This is a genomic window from Cyanobium sp. BA20m-14 (genome assembly GCF_024346295.1).
This window is the reverse complement of the sequence record NZ_JAGQCR010000010.1, coordinates 1-17,255: the sequence shown is the minus strand read 5'-3', so window position 1 is coordinate 17,255 and position 17,255 is coordinate 1. Positions and strand designations below refer to the sequence as shown.

Below are 17,255 nucleotides of genomic sequence, written 5' to 3'. Positions count from 1 at the left end.
CGATGGAGCTGTATCAGTTCAGGCATTCCGCCTTCTGCGAGAAGGTGCGGCTGGTTTTGGCGGTCAAAGGGCTCGACTACACCGTCGTGGAGGTGAGCCCTGGCCTGGGCCAGTTGGAGCTGTTCCGTCTCTCCGGCCAACGCCAAGTGCCCGTGCTGGTGGATGGCTCTGAGGTGATCGCCGATTCCACCGCCATTGCCCTCTATCTCGAGCGGCACCAGCCCGAGCCCCAACTGCTGCCCGAGGCCCCGGCGGAGCGGGCCAGGGTGCTGCTGGTTGAAGACTGGGCCGATACGGCCCTGGCGGCGGGCTGCCGGCTGGCCCTGGTGCAGGCCGCGGCCAGCGACGCCCAGCTCCGCTCTGCCCTGCTGCCCGATTCCACCCCGGGCCCCTTGCGTCAACTGGTGACCAGCCTGCCCGGCGGGGTGCTGGCCGGCGTGGGCGAGGCGTTGGCCAGCGTGATTGGCGTAGCCGAGCGCCAGCAACTGCAGACCAACCTCGAGCAGCTCGCCGTGCTGGTGGGCGACCAGCCCTACCTGGTGGGCGACCGCCTCTCCCTGGCCGATCTGGCCGTGGTGGCCCAGTTGGGGTTGCTCAAATTTCCACCCAGCAGCGGCGTCCCCCTGGCGGGTTTGGGGGTGGGTGGAATCGTCGACCATCCCCTGCTGGAGCCCCTGTTCAGCTGGCGGGATCGGATTGCGGCGGAGGCCGGCAGGGGCTGACTCGAGCACCAGGGTCGGCTTGGGCACAGCGGTTGGCTGGGGCATCGGGGTTGACCAGGGTCAGCTCGAGGCTGAAGTGGTTGCTGCTGCTGGCCGCTGCGGCCAACCCCAGGGCGGGCGAGGGGTAGCTGGCTTGCCACTGCTCGGCGCTCACGCTGCCGTCGCTGTGGCGGCTGTAGTGGCTGAGGGTTTCCACCCGGCTCACCCGCGGATCGCCCGGCCCATGCAGCACCTGCAGGGCCAGTTCATCGGCCCAGAAGTGATCCCCATCCGGTGTTTCGCTGCGCCGCCCCACCACCGTGGATTCGAGCCGCTGGTTGCCGCGCAGCAAAGCGATCTGGCGGTTGGGGTTGGCGGGGTCGTCCGCCACCTCCAGCAGGGCTTCCCCCAGCAGCGCCCGCCCGATCGCCGCCGCGTTGCCGGCCCGATCGCCCACCACGGCACCGTTGGCGTCAGCGGCAAATTGCACCACCACATCGAAGTTGTCGCTGTGTAGCTGCCAGCGGCCCTCCATCCAGGCGGGGTAGGTGAGATCCCGTTGCCCCGGCAGGTTTAAGGGGCGGGCCAGGGGCGCCGGCAGACGCCACTCGGGCCAGATGCTGGCCCGATCCGCCAGAGCGTTAGAGCTCACCGCCAGCAGCAGCGCCAGGATGGGTGCCAATAGGGCTGCTGCCATGTCCGATCCCCTCCTGCGGGAGCTTGATCATTACGTGGTGCTCGAACCCGCCGGGGCTGAGCAAATTCTCACTGCGGCCGAAACCCTGGCCTGGCTTGAGGGGAAGCTTGAGCAGCTCGAGCCCATGCCGGCCGACCTGGCGGTCCTGGCCACCTCAATTGAACGGGCCGAGCGGCTGCTGGCAACGGCCTGCGAACTCGAGCTTGCCCCTGGTCGGGCGATCCAGTGGTTCGCCGTGCGGATCGAGCCCCCGGGCTCAGTTGAGTGAGGCGGTGCTGTTGCCATCGGCGTTGCGCAGGCTGATCGGGGCCTGGGGCGCGGCAGCCGGTTGCTTGAGGATGGCCGGCAGCCCCGCCAGCACCTGGCCGGCCACCTGGCCGGGATCGGCCCCATCCTGCTGGATCCGCAGGTCGGCCTGCCCGTAGAGGGGCTGGCGCTGGCCCAGCAGCTCTCCGAGGCGGGCGGTGGGGTCGACGGCCTCCAGCAGGGGCCGCGGTGTGGGATCGCGGCGCAGCCGCTCCAGCAGCAGAGCTTCGGGCGCATCCAGCCACACCACCACCCCCTGGCGCATGTGACCCCAGTTCTCCGGCCGGGTCACGACCCCTCCGCCGGTGGCCACCACCAGCGAGTGCCAGCCGGCGATCTGGCCCAGCACCGCCGTTTCCAGGTCGCGAAACCCAGCTTCCCCGTCGCTGGCGAAAATTTCCGGGATGGTTCGGCCGGCCACCTGTTCGATCGCGTCATCGGCATCGAGGAAGCGGTAGCCCAGGAATTGGGCCAGGGGGCGGCCCACCGCACTCTTGCCGGCCCCCATCATGCCGACCAGATAGATGTTGAGGCCCTTGAGCCTTTGGGCCAGGGCCTGATGGGTGGGATGGGGGGGGGAGGTCATGCCAGCGGCGCCAGTACCCAGGGCCCGTTTCTAGGATGGAGAGCCACCAACCCCGGGCGATGACGGCCCCAGCACCACGTCTCAGCCATGGCCGGGGTCGACCTTGCGTGATCACGCGCCGGGCCAGCTTCAGTGCCAGCCATCTCTACTGGCTGCCCGAGCTCACTGCCGAGCAGAACCAAGCCCGCTTTGGGCCCTGCAGCCTGGCCCCTGGCCACGGTCACAATTACACCCTGATCGTGGCGATGGGTGGGGCCCTCGATGGCGACGGCATGGTGCTCAACCTCTCTGAGGTGAAGCACGCCATCCGGGCGGAGGTCACAGACCAGCTCGACTTCCGCTTCCTCAATGAAGCCTGGCCTGAGTTTGATCTGGGCCGGCCGGAGGGGCGGCTGCCCACCACCGAGGCCCTTTGCCAGGCCATCTGGACCCGCCTGGCCCCCCAGCTGCCCCTAGTGGGGCTGCGCCTGCACGAAACCGACACGCTCTGGGTCGACCTGCTCGCCCCCGGCCCCGACCCAACCCCCATGGAAGCCTTCCTCTCAATCCGCACCCACTTCGCTGCCGCCCATCGCCTGGCCCGGCCCGAGCTCTCCCAGGGCGAAAACGAGGCTATCTACGGCAAGTGCGCCCGGCCCCATGGCCATGGCCACAACTACCTGCTCGATATCACCGTCCGCGGCTCGATCGACGCCCGCACCGGCATGGTCTGTGATCTGGCTGCCCTGCAGCGGCTTGTCGACGAGCTGGTGGTGGAGCCCTTCGACCACACCTTCCTCAACAAGGACGTGGAGCACTTCGCCAGCACCGTGCCCACCGCCGAGAACATCGCCCTGCACATTGCCGATCTGCTTACCGCACCGATCGCCGCCAGCGGTGCCCGGCTGCACAAGGTGCGCCTGCAGGAAAGCCCCAACAACGCCGCCGAGGTGTTCGCCGAAACCCCCCAGCTCGAGATGGTGCCCGCGGCCCTGGAAGCCCTGGTGGCCGGCTGATGCCCATGCTGCGGCCAGTGCTGCGGCTGGTGCTGGCGGTGAGCCTGGATGGCCGGTTGGCGCCCCCCGAAGGGGGCGCTGCCCAGCTGGGGGGGCCAGGTGATCGCCGGGTGCTCGAGGAGGCTCTGGCCTGGGCCGATGGCTGCCTGATCGGCGCCGAAACCCTGCGCCGCCACGGCAGCACCTGCCTGATCCACGCCCAGGATCTGCGGGCCCAGCGCTCTGCCACCGGCCGCTCTGACCAGCCGGTGGCGGTGGTGGTGAGCCGCACCGCCACCATTTCGCTCGAGCTGCCGTTCTGGCGCCAGCCCCTCGAGCGCTGGTTGCTGGCTCCGCCCCAGGCGCCCCCCTTCCCGGCTTTCCAGATCCCTTATCCCCAGGTCCCGGCTTTCCAGGTCCGGCTGGATTGGGATGGCTGGGCCTCCGCCATCGATGCCCTGGCGGAGCGGGGTTTGATGCGGCTGGTGGTGCTGGGGGGCGCGGCCCTGGCCGGCAGCCTGCTGGCGGGGGATTGGATTGACGAGCTGCAGCTCAGCCTTTGTCCCCGGCTGCTGGGCGGGCCTTACGTCTGGCTGCCCCTGCAGGCGGCGATCGGGAGGGGCGACTGGCACCTGCAGGAGCACCGCCGGCTGGAGGGCGATGAGTTGCTGCTGAGCTACCGGCGGGGTTTGGCGAATCCCTGCACCAGCTCCTTGAGTGAGATGGGTTGAAGGCTGTTGGCCGGCAGCCCCAGCATGCGGGCCAGGCAGCGTTTCACCACCACCTCGCTGTCGGCGCCAAAATCACCTCGAACCATCTCGCCCAGCACCGCCAGGCTGCGGGGGCTTTCAGCGGTTTCCTCCACCAGGCACTTGCTGGTGGGGCGGGCCAGTTGGGCGCAGGGTTCTTCCAGCTGGGCGGCCAGGTTGCCATTGCCCGCCGCCGCTGTTTCCACACAGACGCTTTTGATCCGCTGTTCGAGCTGGGGGCGCAGCAGCTGCAGCACCGGCAACAACAGGTTTGCCTGCAGCACGTTTGCCAGCAAGGCAGGTGCCAGCAGGGCAGGGGCAAGCAGGTTGGCCAGCAGGGCCGGCACGGGTTGGGGCACCGAGGTGGTGCAGCTTTGGCTAGTTTTGCGCCCTAGCCTCCCTATCGGCCATTTTGCCTGCCATGGCTGAGTTGCAGGCCCGCTGGCACCAGAGCCTCGCCGCGATCCCTGAGCTCAGCTGGGATGCCCTGCTGGCCGCTGCCCATCCCCAGGGTCTGCCCTTCTACCGCTGGCGCTGGCTGCAGCAGCTCGAGGCCAGCGCCAGCATCGTGCCCCGCCAAGGCTGGCAGGGGTGCCACCTGGGCCTGTGGCGGGCTGGGCAGTTGGTGGCGGTGGCCCCCTTGTATCTCAAGGGTCACAGCTACGGCGAATTCGTGTTTGACCAGAGCTTCGCCCAGCTCGCCGGCCAGCTGGGCCTGAGCTATTACCCGAAGTTGGTGGGGATGAGTCCGGTGAGCCCGGTGCAGGGCTATCGCTTCTTGATCGACCCCGCCGAGGACTCCGCTGCGATCACCGCCCTGATGATGGAGCTGATCGATGGCTTCTGTCGCCAGAACGCCATTCTCAGCTGCAACTTTCTCTACGTCGACCCTGCCTGGCAGCCGTTGGCCGAAGCTGCCGGATGCTCCGCCTGGGTCAACCAGCAGAGCCTGTGGACCAACCCCGGATTCCCCGATTTTGGCGCCTATCTGGCCAGCTTCAACGCCAACCAGCGCCGCAACATCAAGCGGGAACGGCTGGCGGTGGCGGCCGCGGGTTTGGAGGTCACCGCCCTGGCGGGGGAGGCCATCCCGCCGCAGCTGCTGCGACGCATGCACCACTTCTACGCCCAGCACTGCAGCCGCTGGGGCGCTTGGGGGAGCAAGTACCTCAGCGAGGCCTTCTTTGAGGCCCTGGCCGTGGATTCGGCCCTGCGCCGCCACCTGGTGCTCTTCAGCGCCCACCGGCAGGATCCCGGCGACCCTGTGGCGATGTCCCTGTGTGTTCGCAGCGATGACCAGCTCTGGGGCCGCTATTGGGGGAGCGACGCAGAGATCGACTGCCTCCATTTCGAGGTGTGTTACTACGCGCCCATTGCCTGGGCGATTGCCAACGGCATCCGCCACTTCGATCCTGGGGCCGGCGGCAGCCACAAGAGGCGCCGGGGCTTCGTGGCCCAGCCCCGGGTCAGCTTGCATCGCTGGAGCGATCCTCGCTTTGCGGCGATCCTGCGCCAGTGGCTGCCAGGGGCCAATGCCGAAATGGCCGAGGCGATGGCTGCCATGAATGCGGAGCTGCCCTTCACGGCTGCCTACGATCCTCCCCATGCCTGACCAGCCCCCCACCCGTCAGCAGCTCGATGACCAGCTATCCCAGCGGTTCATCGCCCTTGATTCAGCGGGCTATTTCCTGATTCGCATCGACCCCCAGGCCCAGGAGCTGGTGGTCGAGCACTACGGCAACGGGATCGACGGGCGCGGCTTGGCCACCGATCCGGAAACCGGCGAAGTGCTCAGCTGCCGTGGTGGCGGCGCGCCGCGGCAGCCCTTGGCGGTGTTCCGGGGCCGTACTGCCAAGCAGGTTGGCATTGCCCTCACGGAAGGACCATCCCCCCATCCCCTCAGTTGTCTCGACCATGCCCTCTACCTGGGCCGGGAGTTGCAACGGGCCCAGGCCTGTCTGGAGCAGGGCCTGGAGTACGTGCAGGACTGAGTCGGGCGGATTCAGACCGGTTGGAGCTCCCGGCTGGGTTCGGCAGGGGCCTTGGGGGGATCGGGGGGCAGCACGGCCAGCTGCTCTTCGATTTCCCGCCGCACGATGGCGCGGTATTCGAGGAAGTGCTCGTTGTGGGCCAGGATTGAGATGAAGCCGATCAGGCGCTTGGGGTTTTGGCGGTACATGCCGTAAAGGGCTTTCCAGAACCGCACCCGGGTATCGCGCCTGAGGCCCTGGCGCCAGAGCACGATGGCCAGGGCCCGCAGGTCGATCCAGCTGGGGGGTTTGGACGGGCGGCTGCCGGGCACGATCAGCTCTTTGTATTTTTGGGGCGGGAGCTTGAGGAAGTAGGAGTAAACGCGATCAATAAATGCATTGGGTTCGTAGAGCGCCCCAAAGGCATCGACGTACTCATTTGCGATGTCGCGAATTGGTCGGGTTGGTGTGAAATTGAGCAGGTTTGTCTGGTTCACCCCTTTGGCTGAGGCTTTGCCTTCAATTAGGCGACCTTCCCTCTCCAGGCGATGCCAAAGCGCCGTATTCGGCAGGGCTTGCAACATACCCATCATGGCGTGGGGGATGCCTGTACGGGTTACGAATTCGACAATTCTTCTCCCGGCACCTTCTTTTTCGCCGTCAAAGCCGATGATGAATCCAGCCATCACCCGCAGGCCGTAGGAGGTGATCTTATTGACCGAATCCTCCAGTGAGCCGCGGGTGTTCTGCAGTTTGCCAGCCGTTTCAAGGCTCGATTCGTCCGGAGTTTCGATGCCGAGGAAGACGCTCTCAAAGCGGCACTCCACCATCATCTGCATCAGGGCATCATCGGCCGCTAGATCAACCGAAGCTTCGGTGGCAAAGCTGAAGGGGAAGCCGTGGTCAATCTGCCACTGCTTCAACAGGGGCAGCAGTAATTTGACGTTGCGCTTGTTGCCGATGAAGTTGTCGTCTACAAGGAATACAGACCGGCGCCATCCTAGGTCGTAGAGACATTGGAGTTCGGCAACTAATTGATCAGGGTTTTTGGTGCGGGGCTTGCGGCCGTACAGCACGATGATGTCGCAAAATTCGCACTGGAATGGGCAGCCTCTGGAGAACTGCACTGACATTTCCGAGTAGGCGCCCAGTTCGAGCAGGTCAAAGCGAGGAATTGGTGTGCCGGTCACATCGGGCTTGACGCCGTCAGAGCTGAAACGGCCGCTGCGTTCACCCCGTTCCAGGGCCTCGATGAACATTGGCAGGGTGATTTCACCCTCATCAAGGATCTTGAAATCCGCCAGGTCGAGCTCCGGCGCGTCGGGGGTGGAGCTGGCAAAGGGGCCGCCCACGGCCACCGGGATGCCACGCTTCTTGGCTGTGGCGATCTGCACGGCCATGTCGGCCTTCTGCACGATCATTCCTGAAATCACCACCAGCTCGGCCCAGTCCCATTCGGCTTCAGTTACCTCGCGCACGTTGCGATCCACCAACTTCATCTCCCACTGCTGGGGGAGCAGGGCGGCCACGGTCACCAGACCCAGGGGCGGGAGCAGGACCTTGCGGTCGATCAGCTCGAGGATTTTTTCGTAGCTCCAGAAGGTTTTCGGGAACTCGGGGTAGACGAAGAGGGTGCGCATGCAGGCAGCAGAGCTGGTGATGAATCTGGGCTGAGCAGGGGCGCTTGGGCTGCGCTGGTAGCTGGGGTAACCGGTTGAGTTGGCGCAAGCCTAGGCGGTTTGGCAGTGGGTCTAGGCCGCCAGCCATTCTGCTGTAATGGCGTCAGCATTTGTTTGGCAAGCCATGGCTGCTGCGATCTACCTGGGTCTGATGGGCGGCGGCATCGCCGTGGCTATTGCCGCCTCGATCGTGCTGCGCGGCATCAAGTTGATCTGAGCTCGGCAGCTGCTCCCACCACCACCCCCAGCAGGTCATAGGTGTCCGCCGCGGTGATGCGCACCTGCACCAGGGTGCCCGGGGCGGCACAGAGTCCCCCCTCCCCCGGACTCACCCGCACCTCGCCGTCCACCTCCGGGGCGAAGCGAGCGCAGCGGCCGAGCATCTCGCCGCTACTGGGGTTCTCCTGCTCGATCAGCACATCCACGACCTTCCCCACCCAGGCGGCGTTGAGCGCCGCGGCTATCGGTTGCTGCAGGGCCATCAGGCGGTCCTTGCGCTCGAGTGCGATCCCGTGGGGCACCTGATCCGGTAGCTCTGCCGCAGGTGTGCCCTCTTCAGCAGAGAAGGTGAACACCCCCACATGGTCGAAGCGCTGCTCGGCGACAAAATCCAGCAGATGCTGGAAGTGCTCCTCGGTTTCGCCGGGAAAGCCCACGATGAAGGTGGTGCGCAGCACCGCGTCGGGCAGCTGCTTGCGGATGCGGCCCAGCACCCCTGCGGTCACATCGGCCTGCCAGGGGCGGTTCATGGCCCGCAGCACCTCCGGGTGGCTGTGTTGCAGGGGCAGATCCAGGTAGGGCAGCACGTTCGGCACCTCCCGGTAGGCCGCCAGCACCTCGCTCGTCAGCCCGGTGGGATAGGCATAGTGCACCCGCACCCAGGGGATTTCCACCTCCCCCAGGGCCCGCAGCAGCTCCGCCAGCTGGGGCTTGCCGGCCAGATCGAGGCCGTAATTGGTGCTGATCTGGCTGATCAGCACCAGCTCCTGCACCCCCTGGGCCGCCAGTTGCTGCGCTTCAGCCACGATGCTCTCGATCGGCCGGGAGCGCTGGTTTCCACGCAGGTGGGGAATGATGCAGAAGGCACAGCGGTAGTCGCAGCCCTCGGCGACCTTCAGATATGCCACCGCCTCGCTGGTGGTGCGGTAGCGGGGCAGGTGCTCATCGCCCACGAAGGTGGGGATGGCGCTCACCTGGTTAACCCGCTCGCCGGCTTCGACCCGCTCCAGCACGCTGACAATGTGCTGGTAGTCGCCGGTGCCCACGATCGCTTTGGCTTCCGGGAGGCTTTCGAGCAGCTCCTCCTGGAAGTGCTGGGCCAGGCAGCCGGCAATGATCAGCTCCTTGCCCTGCTCCGCCAGTTCCACCAGGGTGCGCACCGACTCCTCGCGGGCCTCCTGGATGAAGCTGCAGGTATTGACCACCACCACGCTGGCGTCGGCCTCATCGGCGCTCACGCCGTAGCCTGCCTCGGCCAGCAGGCCGAGCATGTGCTCAGTGTCCACCCGGTTCTTCTCGCAGCCCAGGTGGGCGAAGGCCACGGTTTTTTTGCTCATCGATCCGTTCTTCGCGCCACGGGCATCACGCCCTTCACCCTATGGGGGCGCGGGCATTGGGAGGGGGCTGCGAGAATGGGATCAGTGCAGCCGATGCCGTGACCTCCACCCGCCTCAGCCAGCGCCTCAACAGCAACCGGCGCCGCAGCGATCCAGGCCGGCGCTGGGCCCGGGTGGCCATGGCGGTGCTGGCCACCATCGGCGCCATCGATACTGGCGCCATCACCTTGAAGCGCTGGGGCCTGGTGGGCCCCCTGAGCTGCCCGGGCGGCGCTGAAGGCTGCGACAAGGTTCTCAACAGCCCCTGGGGCAGCGTGCTGGGCCAGCCCCTTTCCCTGTTTGGCTGGCTGGCCTACGGGGCCGTGCTGACCATGGCGGTCCTGCCGCTGGTGCTGCGTGACGATTCCAGAGCCGTCCTGGCCCAGCGCAGCTGGCGGGGGCTGCTGCTGCTCAGCACGGCCATGGCGGTGTTCAGCCTGTTGCTGATGGGGCTGATGGTGGTGAAGATCCAGGCCTTCTGCTTCTTCTGCGTGCTGTCGGCCACGCTGAGCCTGGGCCTGTTCGTGCTCTGCCTGGTGGGTGGCGATTGGGAAGACCGCGGCCAGGTTGTCTTCCAGGTGGTGATCGTGGGCCTGCTGGTAGGCCTGCTGGGCATCGGCTGGGCGGCTTCGCTGGATCGACCGGCAGCGGTTCGTCGCGCCGGTGTGCCACCGGCGGTGGAGACGGTCAGCAGTGGCCAGGCCCTTGCCCTGGCTGAGCACCTCAGCCGGATTGGCGCCGTGATGTACACGGCCTACTGGTGCCCCCACTGCCACGAGCAGAAGGAGTTGTTTGGCCAGGCCGCCAGCGCCAAGCTCAAGCTGATCGAATGTGCCGCCGATGGCCAGAACAGCCAGAAGGCCCTCTGTGACACCAAGAAGATCGAAGGTTTCCCCTCCTGGGAGATCAACGGCAAGCTCGACTCCGGGGTTAAGTCCCTGGCCGACCTGGCCCAGCTTTCCGGATTCAACGCCCCGGTTCCCTGATTCAGACCATTGCGGCGGTGCTGGGCGGGCAGCCCAGCTGCTGGTCGGTGTGGCGCTGCCAGAAGGGCTGCGGGGCTGGGGCATCGGTGCGGTGGTGGCCCCCCCGGCTTTCCGCCCGAAACAGGGCCGCCTCGATCAGCAGCCCCGCCAGCACCTGACGCTGGTGCAGCTCCTGCAGGCCCTTGAGGGCCGGCACGTCGGCCGGTTTAACCATCCCAACTTGGCCGCTCCGCAGCGATTGGAGCCCGCGCCAGGCTGGGCTGGCTTCCAGTTGTTGGCGCTGCTGAAGCACCTGCCGGAGGGCCTGCGCCAGGGGATGGGCACTGCGCTCCACCCCGGCCACCTGCCAGCAGAGGTCCCGCAGGGCGGTGATTTGCCGCTCGAGGGTTTCCAGACTGGGAAGGGCCAGCTCGATTGGGGCGGGCTGCCCTTCCCGGCCGGGCTCCTGGGCCAGGGGGGCTGGCGGCAGCTGGATCCGGCGCAGCTGGCGGGCAAACACCAGACACTCCATCAGGGAGTTGCTGGCCAGGCGGTTGGCACCGTGCACGCCAGTGCAGGCCACTTCCCCTACGGCGTAGAGGCCTGGCAGGCTTGTGGCCGCATCCAGGCTGGTCCACACCCCGCCCATCCAGTAGTGGGCGGCGGGGGCAACGGGAATAGGGGCGCTGGTCGGTTCCAGCCCCAGTTCGCGGCAGCGGCCCAGGATGGTGGGAAATTGCTGCTCCAGGCGGGCCCCGCCGACGGGCCGCAGATCCAACCAGAGATGGTCCACATCGAGATCCCGCATCCGCCGGGCTAGGGCCCGGCTGACGGCGTCCCTGGGGGCCAGGTCCCCCCCCGCCAGGGCGGCCACGGGGCTGGCGCCATTGCTCTCCACCAGGCGGGCCCCTTCACCGCGGACGGCCTCTGAAATCAGGAAATGGGGGGCCCCCGGCAACATCAACGCGGTGGGATGGAACTGGACGAATTCCAGATCGCGCACCCTCGCTCCGGCTTGCCAGGCCATCACCACCCCATCGCCGCTGGCCAGATTGGGATTGGTGGTGTGGGCAAAGAGGTGGCCGCCGCCGCCGGTGGCCAGCACCACGGCCCGGGCCCTGAGCCAGTGGATGCGGTTCTGCTCAAGCACTTGCAAGCCCACACAGCGGCCGTCTTCCATCCAGAGCTGCAGGGCCACAACCCCCTTGCGCTGCTCGAGTCGGGGCCGCTGCTGCACCTCCCTTTCCAGGGCCTCCACCAGGGCGCCACCGGTGCGGTCCTGGGCGTGGAGCACGCGCCGGTGGCTGTGGGCCGCCTCCAGAGTGGTGCTCAGGCTGTCGCCATCCCGATCAAAGGCCATGTTCAGCTGGAGCAGGCGCTCCACGCAGGCCGGGGCCTCATGCACGAGCCGTTCGACGGCCTCCCGATCGCAGAGCCCCCCCCCGGCCTTGAGGGTGTCGTCCACATGGCTGGCAAAGCTGTCATCCGGCCGGGTAACCGCCGCGATGCCTCCCTGGGCCCAGCGACTGGCGGAGCGGGGTTTGCTGCGGGGATCGCTTTGGGGATCGCTGTCCTTGCTGAGCAGGAGCACCCGCAGGGGGCGAGGCAGCTCCAGGCAGGCCATCAGGCCGGCTGCTCCGCTGCCAACCACCACCACATCCCAATACTGCTCTGGCATGGCGGCAGAAGACATCCGGCAAGGACCGGCACTAAAAAAGCCGCCGGAAGGCCCCGACGGCTTTCAAGCGGAGGTGAGCTTAGGGCTCAGCGGTACTGACCGTCATTGATGCGGTCGTCGCCTTCGTTGAGGGCAATGGAGGCCTCAGTGACTGTGAAGTTGTCCTTGTATTTGTTGAATAGTTCCTTCTGGCGCTCGGTGAGGTCGAGGCTCAGCACGTCGTCGACGCTTTGGTAAGGGCCCCCCAACACGATCTTGCCCGCCAGGGTGGGATACATGCCGGGGTAGTCCTGGAAGCGGCGCACCGAACAGTTGTTGAGATCCACCTTGCCGGCGCGCTCGGCGATTTTGTCATCGATGAGATTGCGCCGCTCGGCGGCATAGGCCGCTGGCGGAAGCAGCAGTGTGATCAGGAGGCCGGCGAGCACAACACCTCCCATCAGCCAGGCAACCAGCCGTTTCATCACGACACTCCGTTGAACTACGGGACGAGAGGCAGCCTGGGCCACCGGAATCCCAACGTTACAGAGAAGGGACCGGATCCCTACAAATGGAGGCCCAGCCTTTTGCAGATCTTCAGATCGGATTCCCCGACTAGATCAGCCCAGTCAGGACAGGGGCCCCCAGGGCACACAGCAGAAACAGGCCATCTACTGCCAGGGTGGTGGCCAGGGCAGCGCTGCAGATTCGGCCGGCTTCGCCCCGGCGCCAAAGCCAGCGGCAGGCCTGGATCAGGGCCGCTGCAAAGCTGATTACCAGGGTCAGAGGCAGGGGGGAAAGTACCTGACGGGCGAGGCTCTGCAGCAGCAGGGAGGCTTCCGGCGGGCTGGCACTGAGCACCTGGGGCCAGCTGGCCATCACTCCGGTGGCCGCCATGGCGGCATCGGTGGCGGCGGTGCCCAGCAGGGAGCCCAGGTAGAAGGCGCAGGCCAGCTTCCAGCGACCCCGGAGGCCCGTGAGGGCAAGGGGCAGGGCAAAGGCCTCGATCGGCAGGTGCCAGAGGGGGTGAAGCCGGAACCAGCCCCAAAACAGACATCCGCCCAGCCAGCTGCCACAGAAACCCACCAGCAGTTCCCCCGCCCGGGCAACTCGGGAGTCCCTGTGCCGGCTGAGTAGCAGGGCTAAGGCCAGCAGGGGCGCAGTGAATACCGCGGCGCTGAAGGGAGCCAGCCTTACCCAGGGTGCTTGGAGAAAAACCGGCAGGGTCACCAGCAGCCCACTCGCCAGGGTCAAGCTGGGCAGGGTCAGGCTGGAGAGGCTCAGGCGGGAGTTGCTCCAGGGAGCAGCCGCTGGCGCTGAGTCCAGGCTGGTAGCTGGCAAGAGTGCGCTGGCGGGGGCGCCGACCACTAAGGGATGTAAAGAAAGTTTTCTGAGCTTAAGGGGCCGGAGGGAGGCTCCGGCCATAGGGTCCCCCCAGCCTTTCTGGTTTGTGATGGTTCCCTTTGCAGAAGTACCGCTGCTGCCCGCCGCGGAAATTGGCTTTTGGGAAGCCTGCTTTCGCTCGCTGGTGCTTGGGGTGGTGCAGGGGCTTACCGAGTTTCTGCCGATCAGCAGCACGGCCCATCTCAAGGTGGTGCCGGTGCTCCTGGGTTGGGGTGATCCGGGCGTAGCGGTGACGGCCGTGATCCAGCTGGGCAGCATTGTGGCCGTGCTGGCCTACTTCCGCTCCGACCTGGCCGCGGTGTTGCGCGGCGTCAGCCGGGCCTGCCGCCATGGCCAGTGGAACGATCCCTCCGCCCGCCTGGGGGTTGCCATCGCTTTGGGCACCGTGCCGATTGTGTTGGCGGGCCTGGCCCTCAAACTTTGGCTGCCTGGTTACGACAACTCACCGCTGCGGAGCATGGGGTCCATCGCCATGGTTTCGATTGGCATGGCCCTGCTGCTGGCCTGGGCCGAGCTGGTGGGCCGGCGCCAGCGGCAGCTCGACGACGTGCTGCCTCGAGACGGGATCTGGGTGGGCCTTGCCCAGGCCCTGGCCCTGGTGCCCGGGGTCTCCCGCTCCGGCAGCACCCTCACGGCCGCCCTGTTTGATGGCTGGCAGCGCCCGGCGGCTGCCCGCTTCTCCTTTCTGCTCGGCATCCCGGCCATCACGCTGGCGGGCCTGGTGTCCCTGAAGGAGGCCTTCGCGGCTCCCGCCGGCGGCGGTCCCCTGCCCCTGCTGGTGGGGATCGTTTCTGCCGCGGTGGTGTCGTGGCTGGCGATTGCCTGGCTGCTGCGCTTTCTGCAGCAGAACAGCACCTGGGTGTTTGTGGTTTATCGGCTGCTGTTTGGCATCGGCATTCTGATCTGGCTGGGCGCCAGAGTGGGCGCCTAGTCAAGGCCTTACGCCGTGTGGAATGAGCCCTCAGCGGGCATCGCCCTAGCCACCCTGGAGGGCGAAACCCCCAGGCTGCCCGCCCCCGCCGTGGTGGCCACGGTGGAGCCCGGCTCCATCGCCGAGGAGCTCGGCTTCCAGCCCGGCGATCGCCTGCTCAGCATCAATGGCCGGCGCCCCCGCGATCTGATTGATCTGCAGATGCTGGTGGGAGAAGAGGAACTCACCCTGGAGGTCGAAGACCCCAACGGCACCCTGCACCGGGTGGAGTTGGAGAAGGATCTCGATGACGGGCTGGGCCTGGGTTTCACCGAGGCTCTCTTCGATGGCCTCAAGCAGTGCAATAACCACTGCCCTTTCTGCTTCATCGACCAGCAGCCGCCTGGGCGGCGCAGCAGCCTCTATCTCAAGGATGACGACTACCGGCTGAGTTTTCTTTACGGCTCTTACCTGACCCTCACCAACCTGGGCGCCGCAGATTGGCAGCGGATTGAGGAGCAGCGGCTCTCCCCCCTGTTTGTATCTGTCCATGCCACCGATCCCGAGCTGCGCAGCCGCTTGCTGGTGAACCCCCGGGCGGGCCAACTACTGGACCAGCTGGCCTGGTTTGACCAGCGGGATCTGCAGATCCATGCCCAGGTAGTGGTGTGCCCTGGCCTCAATGACGGTCAGGCCCTGGAAACCACCTTGGCCGATCTGGCGGCCTTTGCCGGCGGTGAATGGCCGGCGGTGCTCTCGGCCGCGGTGGTGCCGGTGGGCCTCACCCGCTTTCGCCCTGCTGGGGATGCCCTGGTGCCCGTGGATCGGCGCTCAGCACTCCAGGTGATCGCCCTGGTGGAACCGCTACAGCTGCAGTTCCAGCAACGCCTTGGCAGCCGTTTCGCCTGGCTCTCCGACGAGTGGTATCTGATGGCGGGGCGGCCCTTGCCTCCCCGCAGCGAATATGAGGATCTGCCCCAGCAGGAGAATGGCGTCGGCAGCATCCGCGCCTTCCTAGAAGCGCTGGACCTGGCCACCCGCAATCTGCCCCGGGCCCTGGCCAGGCCCCGTCGCCTCAGCTGGGTGGTGGGGAGGCTGGTGGCTGAGGCGCTGGAGCCGGTGGTGACCCGGCTGAATGGGGTGGCGGGGCTGGAGCTGATCCTGCACGGCTTGCCGAGCCCCTACTGGGGGCAGGACCAGGTGGTCACCGGCCTACTGACGGGTTCGGATCTGCTGGGCGGCCTGGCCGCTTGCGACCTGGGTGAGGCCCTGCTGCTGCCGGCTGTGATGCTGCGCCAGGGGGAGCCGGTTTTTCTCGACGACCTTCCCCTAGCCGAGCTCGAGCGGCAGCTGCCCGTGCCGGTGATTTTGCTTCGGGGTGCGGAAGACCTGGTGGCCGCTTGTCTGGGCGGTCAGCTTCAATCTCCTTAAGATCTGCCTATTCCAAGAACCTTTGGTGTGCTCAAGCCCATCTCGCGACTAGGCCTCCTGGCTCTCCTGGGGGCTTCGATGGTGCTGCATGGGGCCGGAGCCCAGGAGCAGTCCGCGAGCCCTGCCCTGCCCTTGGCACCAGACACCGTGGGCGCCGACCCCAACAAAAAACTGCGCGGCTATCGCCCCCGGGTCAACCCCGCCCTGGTGCCCCCTGCCGCCACCCAGCTTGCCCCTGGCCTGGAAAATCTCCCGGCCCCGGCCTCCCTGGCCCTGCCTGTCAAGCCCGGGCAGGTGGTGATCCAGCAACTGCGGCCCCTGGGCCTGCAGGAGGTGGAAAACCTCGCCGAAGTCAATAATCCCAACCTCAAGGCGATCGCCAGCCAGGTGGACCAGGCCCAGAGCAATCTGCGGGCCCAGATTGCCCTCTGGTATCCCAGCCTCAACCTGCAAGCCAACTCCCTGCCCACCTTCACCACGGGCGTGGCCCGTTCAAATGGGGCCAACGGCACGACCCGCACGTCTGCCACGGACCGGTGGGCTTTCGGGACGGTGTTGACGGCCCAGTGGGCCCTGATCAACCCCCAGCGCACTCCCACCATTGCCGCCGCTCGAGACCAATTTGAAAAGGCCAAGTTTCATTATGTGATCGCCCTGCGGGATCTGCGTCTCCAGGTGGCTACCTCCTATTTCGACCTGCAGCAGGCTGACGACCAGGTGCGCATCGGCCAGGAATCGGTGCGGGCCTCGATTGTCAGCCTGCGGGATGCCAAGGCCCGTTTTCAGGCCGGTGTCGCCACCAAGCTCGAGGTGCTCGAGGCGGAAACCCAGCTAGCGCGCGACCAGCAGCTGCTCACCGGCGCCCTGGCAGCCCAGGCCATCGCCCGGCGCAGCCTGGCGGCCCTGCTGGATCTGCCCCAGAACGTCACCCCCACGGCCAAGGATCCGGCCCGGGTGGTCGGCATCTGGCAGCCATCTCTGCAGGAGAGCGTGGTGGCGGCCTACACCTTCCGCGAGGAGCTGGATCAGGCCCTGCTCGACATCTCGATCGCCAACAGCCAGGCCAATGCGGCCCTGGGTAGTGTGCAGCCCTTCCTGAACATCTTCACCGCCTTCACCGGCAACATCTTTGATGGCAATGAGTCGGTCATTACCGCCCAGCCGGGTTCCAGTGGCACGAACTACGACACGGCCATCGGCCTCAATCTGAGTTGGAAACTCTTTGATGGTGGTGCGGCTGCAGCCCAGTCACGCCAGAACAAGCAGCTGGCCCAGGAAAACACGTTCCGCTTTGCCCAGCGGCGCGATGGCATCCGTCTGGAGGTGGAGGAGAGCTTCTACGAGCTGGAGAAAAACAACCGCAACATCGTCACCACCTCCCGGGAAGTGATTTCGGCCAGGGAGGCGTTGCGCCTAGCCCGATTGCGTTTCCAGGCCGGTGTCACCACCCAGAGGGAGGTCGTCGACAACCAGCGCGATCTCACCCAGGCGGAAGTGCGTTATTCGGCCTCTATTACCGATTACAACAAGCGCCTGGCTGAACTGCGCCGCCGCACCGGCCTCGATCAGGTTGCATCCTGCGCCCCCGTCGCGCTGCCGGCGATTAAGCCTGCTGGGGCCTCAGATGTGCC

19 protein-coding genes are annotated in these 17,255 nt (G+C 66.7%); 11 read left to right on the top strand and 8 right to left on the bottom strand.

Going from position 1 to position 17,255, the window contains the following annotated elements; translation table 11 throughout:
• Positions 1-2: 2 nt before the first annotated feature.
• Positions 3-722 (top strand): glutathione S-transferase family protein, encoded by a 720-nt coding sequence (locus KBZ07_RS02085; RefSeq protein ID WP_254930057.1) that lies wholly within the window; start codon positions 3-5, stop codon positions 720-722.
• Here the strand turns inward: KBZ07_RS02085 and KBZ07_RS02080 are convergent.
• Positions 679-1,398, bottom strand: coding sequence for a DUF6816 family protein (locus tag KBZ07_RS02080; RefSeq protein WP_254930056.1), 720 nt, complete (start codon positions 1,396-1,398; stop codon positions 679-681). The two genes, KBZ07_RS02085 and KBZ07_RS02080, sit on opposite strands and share 44 nt — an antisense overlap.
• Here KBZ07_RS02080 and KBZ07_RS02075 point away from each other — a divergent pair.
• Positions 1,397-1,666 carry a chlororespiratory reduction protein 7 gene (locus tag KBZ07_RS02075; protein WP_254930055.1) on the top strand — a complete coding sequence of 90 codons (270 nt, stop codon included), beginning with the start codon at positions 1,397-1,399 and terminating at the stop codon, positions 1,664-1,666. The two genes, KBZ07_RS02080 and KBZ07_RS02075, sit on opposite strands and share 2 nt — an antisense overlap.
• On the opposite strand, the gene KBZ07_RS02070 is transcribed toward KBZ07_RS02075, so the two are convergent.
• Entirely contained in the window at positions 1,655-2,290 is a 636-nt protein-coding gene (locus KBZ07_RS02070; RefSeq protein ID WP_254930054.1) for a shikimate kinase, read from the bottom strand. The two genes, KBZ07_RS02075 and KBZ07_RS02070, sit on opposite strands and share 12 nt — an antisense overlap.
• Positions 2,291-2,349: 59 nt before the next feature.
• Between KBZ07_RS02070 and KBZ07_RS02065 the strand changes: the two genes are divergently transcribed.
• Together KBZ07_RS02065 and KBZ07_RS02060 are read left to right on the top strand one after the other, a co-directional pair.
• A complete protein-coding gene (locus tag KBZ07_RS02065; protein ID WP_254930053.1) occupies positions 2,350-3,285 on the top strand; it encodes a 6-carboxytetrahydropterin synthase in 936 nt (311 codons plus the stop codon).
• Positions 3,286-3,290: 5 nt separating this feature from the next.
• On the top strand, positions 3,291-3,995 hold the full coding sequence (locus tag KBZ07_RS02060) for a dihydrofolate reductase family protein (RefSeq protein ID WP_254930052.1): 705 nt from the start codon (positions 3,291-3,293) through the stop codon (positions 3,993-3,995).
• On the opposite strand, the gene KBZ07_RS02055 is transcribed toward KBZ07_RS02060, so the two are convergent.
• Positions 3,941-4,372 carry a hypothetical protein gene (locus tag KBZ07_RS02055; protein ID WP_254930051.1) on the bottom strand — a complete coding sequence of 144 codons (432 nt, stop codon included), beginning with the start codon at positions 4,370-4,372 and terminating at the stop codon, positions 3,941-3,943. The two genes, KBZ07_RS02060 and KBZ07_RS02055, sit on opposite strands and share 55 nt — an antisense overlap.
• A gap of 62 nt (positions 4,373-4,434) precedes the next feature.
• On the opposite strand from KBZ07_RS02055, the gene KBZ07_RS02050 reads away from it, so the two are divergent.
• Both KBZ07_RS02050 and KBZ07_RS02045 read left to right on the top strand, forming a co-directional pair.
• Entirely contained in the window at positions 4,435-5,625 is a 1,191-nt protein-coding gene (locus tag KBZ07_RS02050) for a GNAT family N-acetyltransferase (RefSeq protein ID WP_254930050.1), read from the top strand.
• The gene (locus KBZ07_RS02045; protein ID WP_254930049.1) at positions 5,618-6,004 is read left to right on the top strand and encodes a DUF4346 domain-containing protein; all 387 of its coding nucleotides are present in this window, start codon (positions 5,618-5,620) and stop codon (positions 6,002-6,004) included. The genes KBZ07_RS02050 and KBZ07_RS02045 overlap by 8 nt, the downstream gene beginning before the upstream one ends.
• 11 nt (positions 6,005-6,015) lie before the next feature.
• Here the strand turns inward: KBZ07_RS02045 and KBZ07_RS02040 are convergent, their stop codons facing one another.
• Positions 6,016-7,623, bottom strand: a complete 1,608-nt coding sequence (locus KBZ07_RS02040; RefSeq protein WP_254930048.1) for a B12-binding domain-containing radical SAM protein — start codon at positions 7,621-7,623, stop codon at positions 6,016-6,018.
• A gap of 163 nt (positions 7,624-7,786) precedes the next feature.
• Between KBZ07_RS02040 and KBZ07_RS02035 the strand changes: the two genes are divergently transcribed.
• A complete protein-coding gene (locus KBZ07_RS02035; protein WP_254930047.1) occupies positions 7,787-7,879 on the top strand; it encodes a cytochrome b6-f complex subunit 6 in 93 nt (30 codons plus the stop codon).
• Here the strand turns inward: KBZ07_RS02035 and rimO are convergent.
• Positions 7,866-9,218, bottom strand: a complete 1,353-nt coding sequence (rimO, locus tag KBZ07_RS02030) for a 30S ribosomal protein S12 methylthiotransferase RimO (protein WP_254930046.1) — start codon at positions 9,216-9,218, stop codon at positions 7,866-7,868. The two genes, KBZ07_RS02035 and rimO, sit on opposite strands and share 14 nt — an antisense overlap.
• A gap of 98 nt (positions 9,219-9,316) precedes the next feature.
• On the opposite strand from rimO, the gene KBZ07_RS02025 reads away from it, so the two are divergent.
• Positions 9,317-10,243 (top strand): vitamin K epoxide reductase family protein, encoded by a 927-nt coding sequence (locus KBZ07_RS02025; protein ID WP_254930045.1) that lies wholly within the window; start codon positions 9,317-9,319, stop codon positions 10,241-10,243.
• A 1-nt stretch (position 10,244) separates the two neighbouring features.
• On the opposite strand, the gene nadB is transcribed toward KBZ07_RS02025, so the two are convergent.
• The 3 genes from nadB to KBZ07_RS02010 all read right to left on the bottom strand — a co-directional run bounded on the left by nadB (position 10,245) and on the right by KBZ07_RS02010 (position 13,220).
• Complete coding sequence (gene nadB, locus KBZ07_RS02020; RefSeq protein WP_254930044.1) at positions 10,245-11,915, bottom strand: L-aspartate oxidase; 1,671 nt, start codon at positions 11,913-11,915, stop codon at positions 10,245-10,247.
• A gap of 71 nt (positions 11,916-11,986) precedes the next feature.
• Positions 11,987-12,364 carry a photosystem II complex extrinsic protein PsbU gene (psbU, locus tag KBZ07_RS02015; protein ID WP_254930043.1) on the bottom strand — a complete coding sequence of 126 codons (378 nt, stop codon included), beginning with the start codon at positions 12,362-12,364 and terminating at the stop codon, positions 11,987-11,989.
• A 130-nt stretch (positions 12,365-12,494) separates the two neighbouring features.
• Positions 12,495-13,220, bottom strand: coding sequence for a DUF3120 domain-containing protein (locus tag KBZ07_RS02010; protein WP_254930042.1), 726 nt, complete (start codon positions 13,218-13,220; stop codon positions 12,495-12,497).
• Positions 13,221-13,332: 112 nt separating this feature from the next.
• Here KBZ07_RS02010 and KBZ07_RS02005 point away from each other — a divergent pair, with 112 nt between their 5' ends.
• From KBZ07_RS02005 to KBZ07_RS01995, 3 genes are all read left to right on the top strand, one after another.
• Complete coding sequence (locus KBZ07_RS02005; protein ID WP_197151752.1) at positions 13,333-14,214, top strand: undecaprenyl-diphosphate phosphatase; 882 nt, start codon at positions 13,333-13,335, stop codon at positions 14,212-14,214.
• Between the two features lie 15 nt (positions 14,215-14,229).
• Positions 14,230-15,624, top strand: a complete 1,395-nt coding sequence (locus tag KBZ07_RS02000; RefSeq protein ID WP_254930041.1) for a TIGR03279 family radical SAM protein — start codon at positions 14,230-14,232, stop codon at positions 15,622-15,624.
• A 78-nt stretch (positions 15,625-15,702) separates the two neighbouring features.
• The coding region (locus KBZ07_RS01995) for a TolC family protein (protein WP_261355264.1) at positions 15,703-17,255 on the top strand (1,553 nt) is incomplete at its 3' end.

Bases quoted from the DNA above. Each gene is read 5' to 3' on its own strand.
- KBZ07_RS02085 (WP_254930057.1), top strand. From the start codon at position 3: ATGGAGCTGTATCAGTTCAGGCATTCCGCCTTCTGCGAGAAGGTGCGG.
- KBZ07_RS02075 (WP_254930055.1), top strand. From the start codon at position 1,397: ATGTCCGATCCCCTCCTGCGGGAGCTTGATCATTACGTGGTGCTCGAA.
- KBZ07_RS02080 (WP_254930056.1), bottom strand. From the start codon at position 1,398: ATGGCAGCAGCCCTATTGGCACCCATCCTGGCGCTGCTGCTGGCGGTG.
- KBZ07_RS02070 (WP_254930054.1), bottom strand. From the start codon at position 2,290: ATGACCTCCCCCCCCCATCCCACCCATCAGGCCCTGGCCCAAAGGCTC.
- KBZ07_RS02065 (WP_254930053.1), top strand. From the start codon at position 2,350: ATGACGGCCCCAGCACCACGTCTCAGCCATGGCCGGGGTCGACCTTGC.
- KBZ07_RS02060 (WP_254930052.1), top strand. From the start codon at position 3,291: ATGCTGCGGCCAGTGCTGCGGCTGGTGCTGGCGGTGAGCCTGGATGGC.
- KBZ07_RS02050 (WP_254930050.1), top strand. From the start codon at position 4,435: ATGGCTGAGTTGCAGGCCCGCTGGCACCAGAGCCTCGCCGCGATCCCT.
- KBZ07_RS02045 (WP_254930049.1), top strand. From the start codon at position 5,618: ATGCCTGACCAGCCCCCCACCCGTCAGCAGCTCGATGACCAGCTATCC.
- KBZ07_RS02040 (WP_254930048.1), bottom strand. From the start codon at position 7,623: ATGCGCACCCTCTTCGTCTACCCCGAGTTCCCGAAAACCTTCTGGAGC.
- KBZ07_RS02035 (WP_254930047.1), top strand. From the start codon at position 7,787: ATGGCTGCTGCGATCTACCTGGGTCTGATGGGCGGCGGCATCGCCGTG.
- rimO (WP_254930046.1), bottom strand. From the start codon at position 9,218: ATGAGCAAAAAAACCGTGGCCTTCGCCCACCTGGGCTGCGAGAAGAAC.
- nadB (WP_254930044.1), bottom strand. From the start codon at position 11,915: ATGTCTTCTGCCGCCATGCCAGAGCAGTATTGGGATGTGGTGGTGGTT.
- psbU (WP_254930043.1), bottom strand. From the start codon at position 12,364: ATGAAACGGCTGGTTGCCTGGCTGATGGGAGGTGTTGTGCTCGCCGGC.
- KBZ07_RS02005 (WP_197151752.1), top strand. From the start codon at position 13,333: ATGGTTCCCTTTGCAGAAGTACCGCTGCTGCCCGCCGCGGAAATTGGC.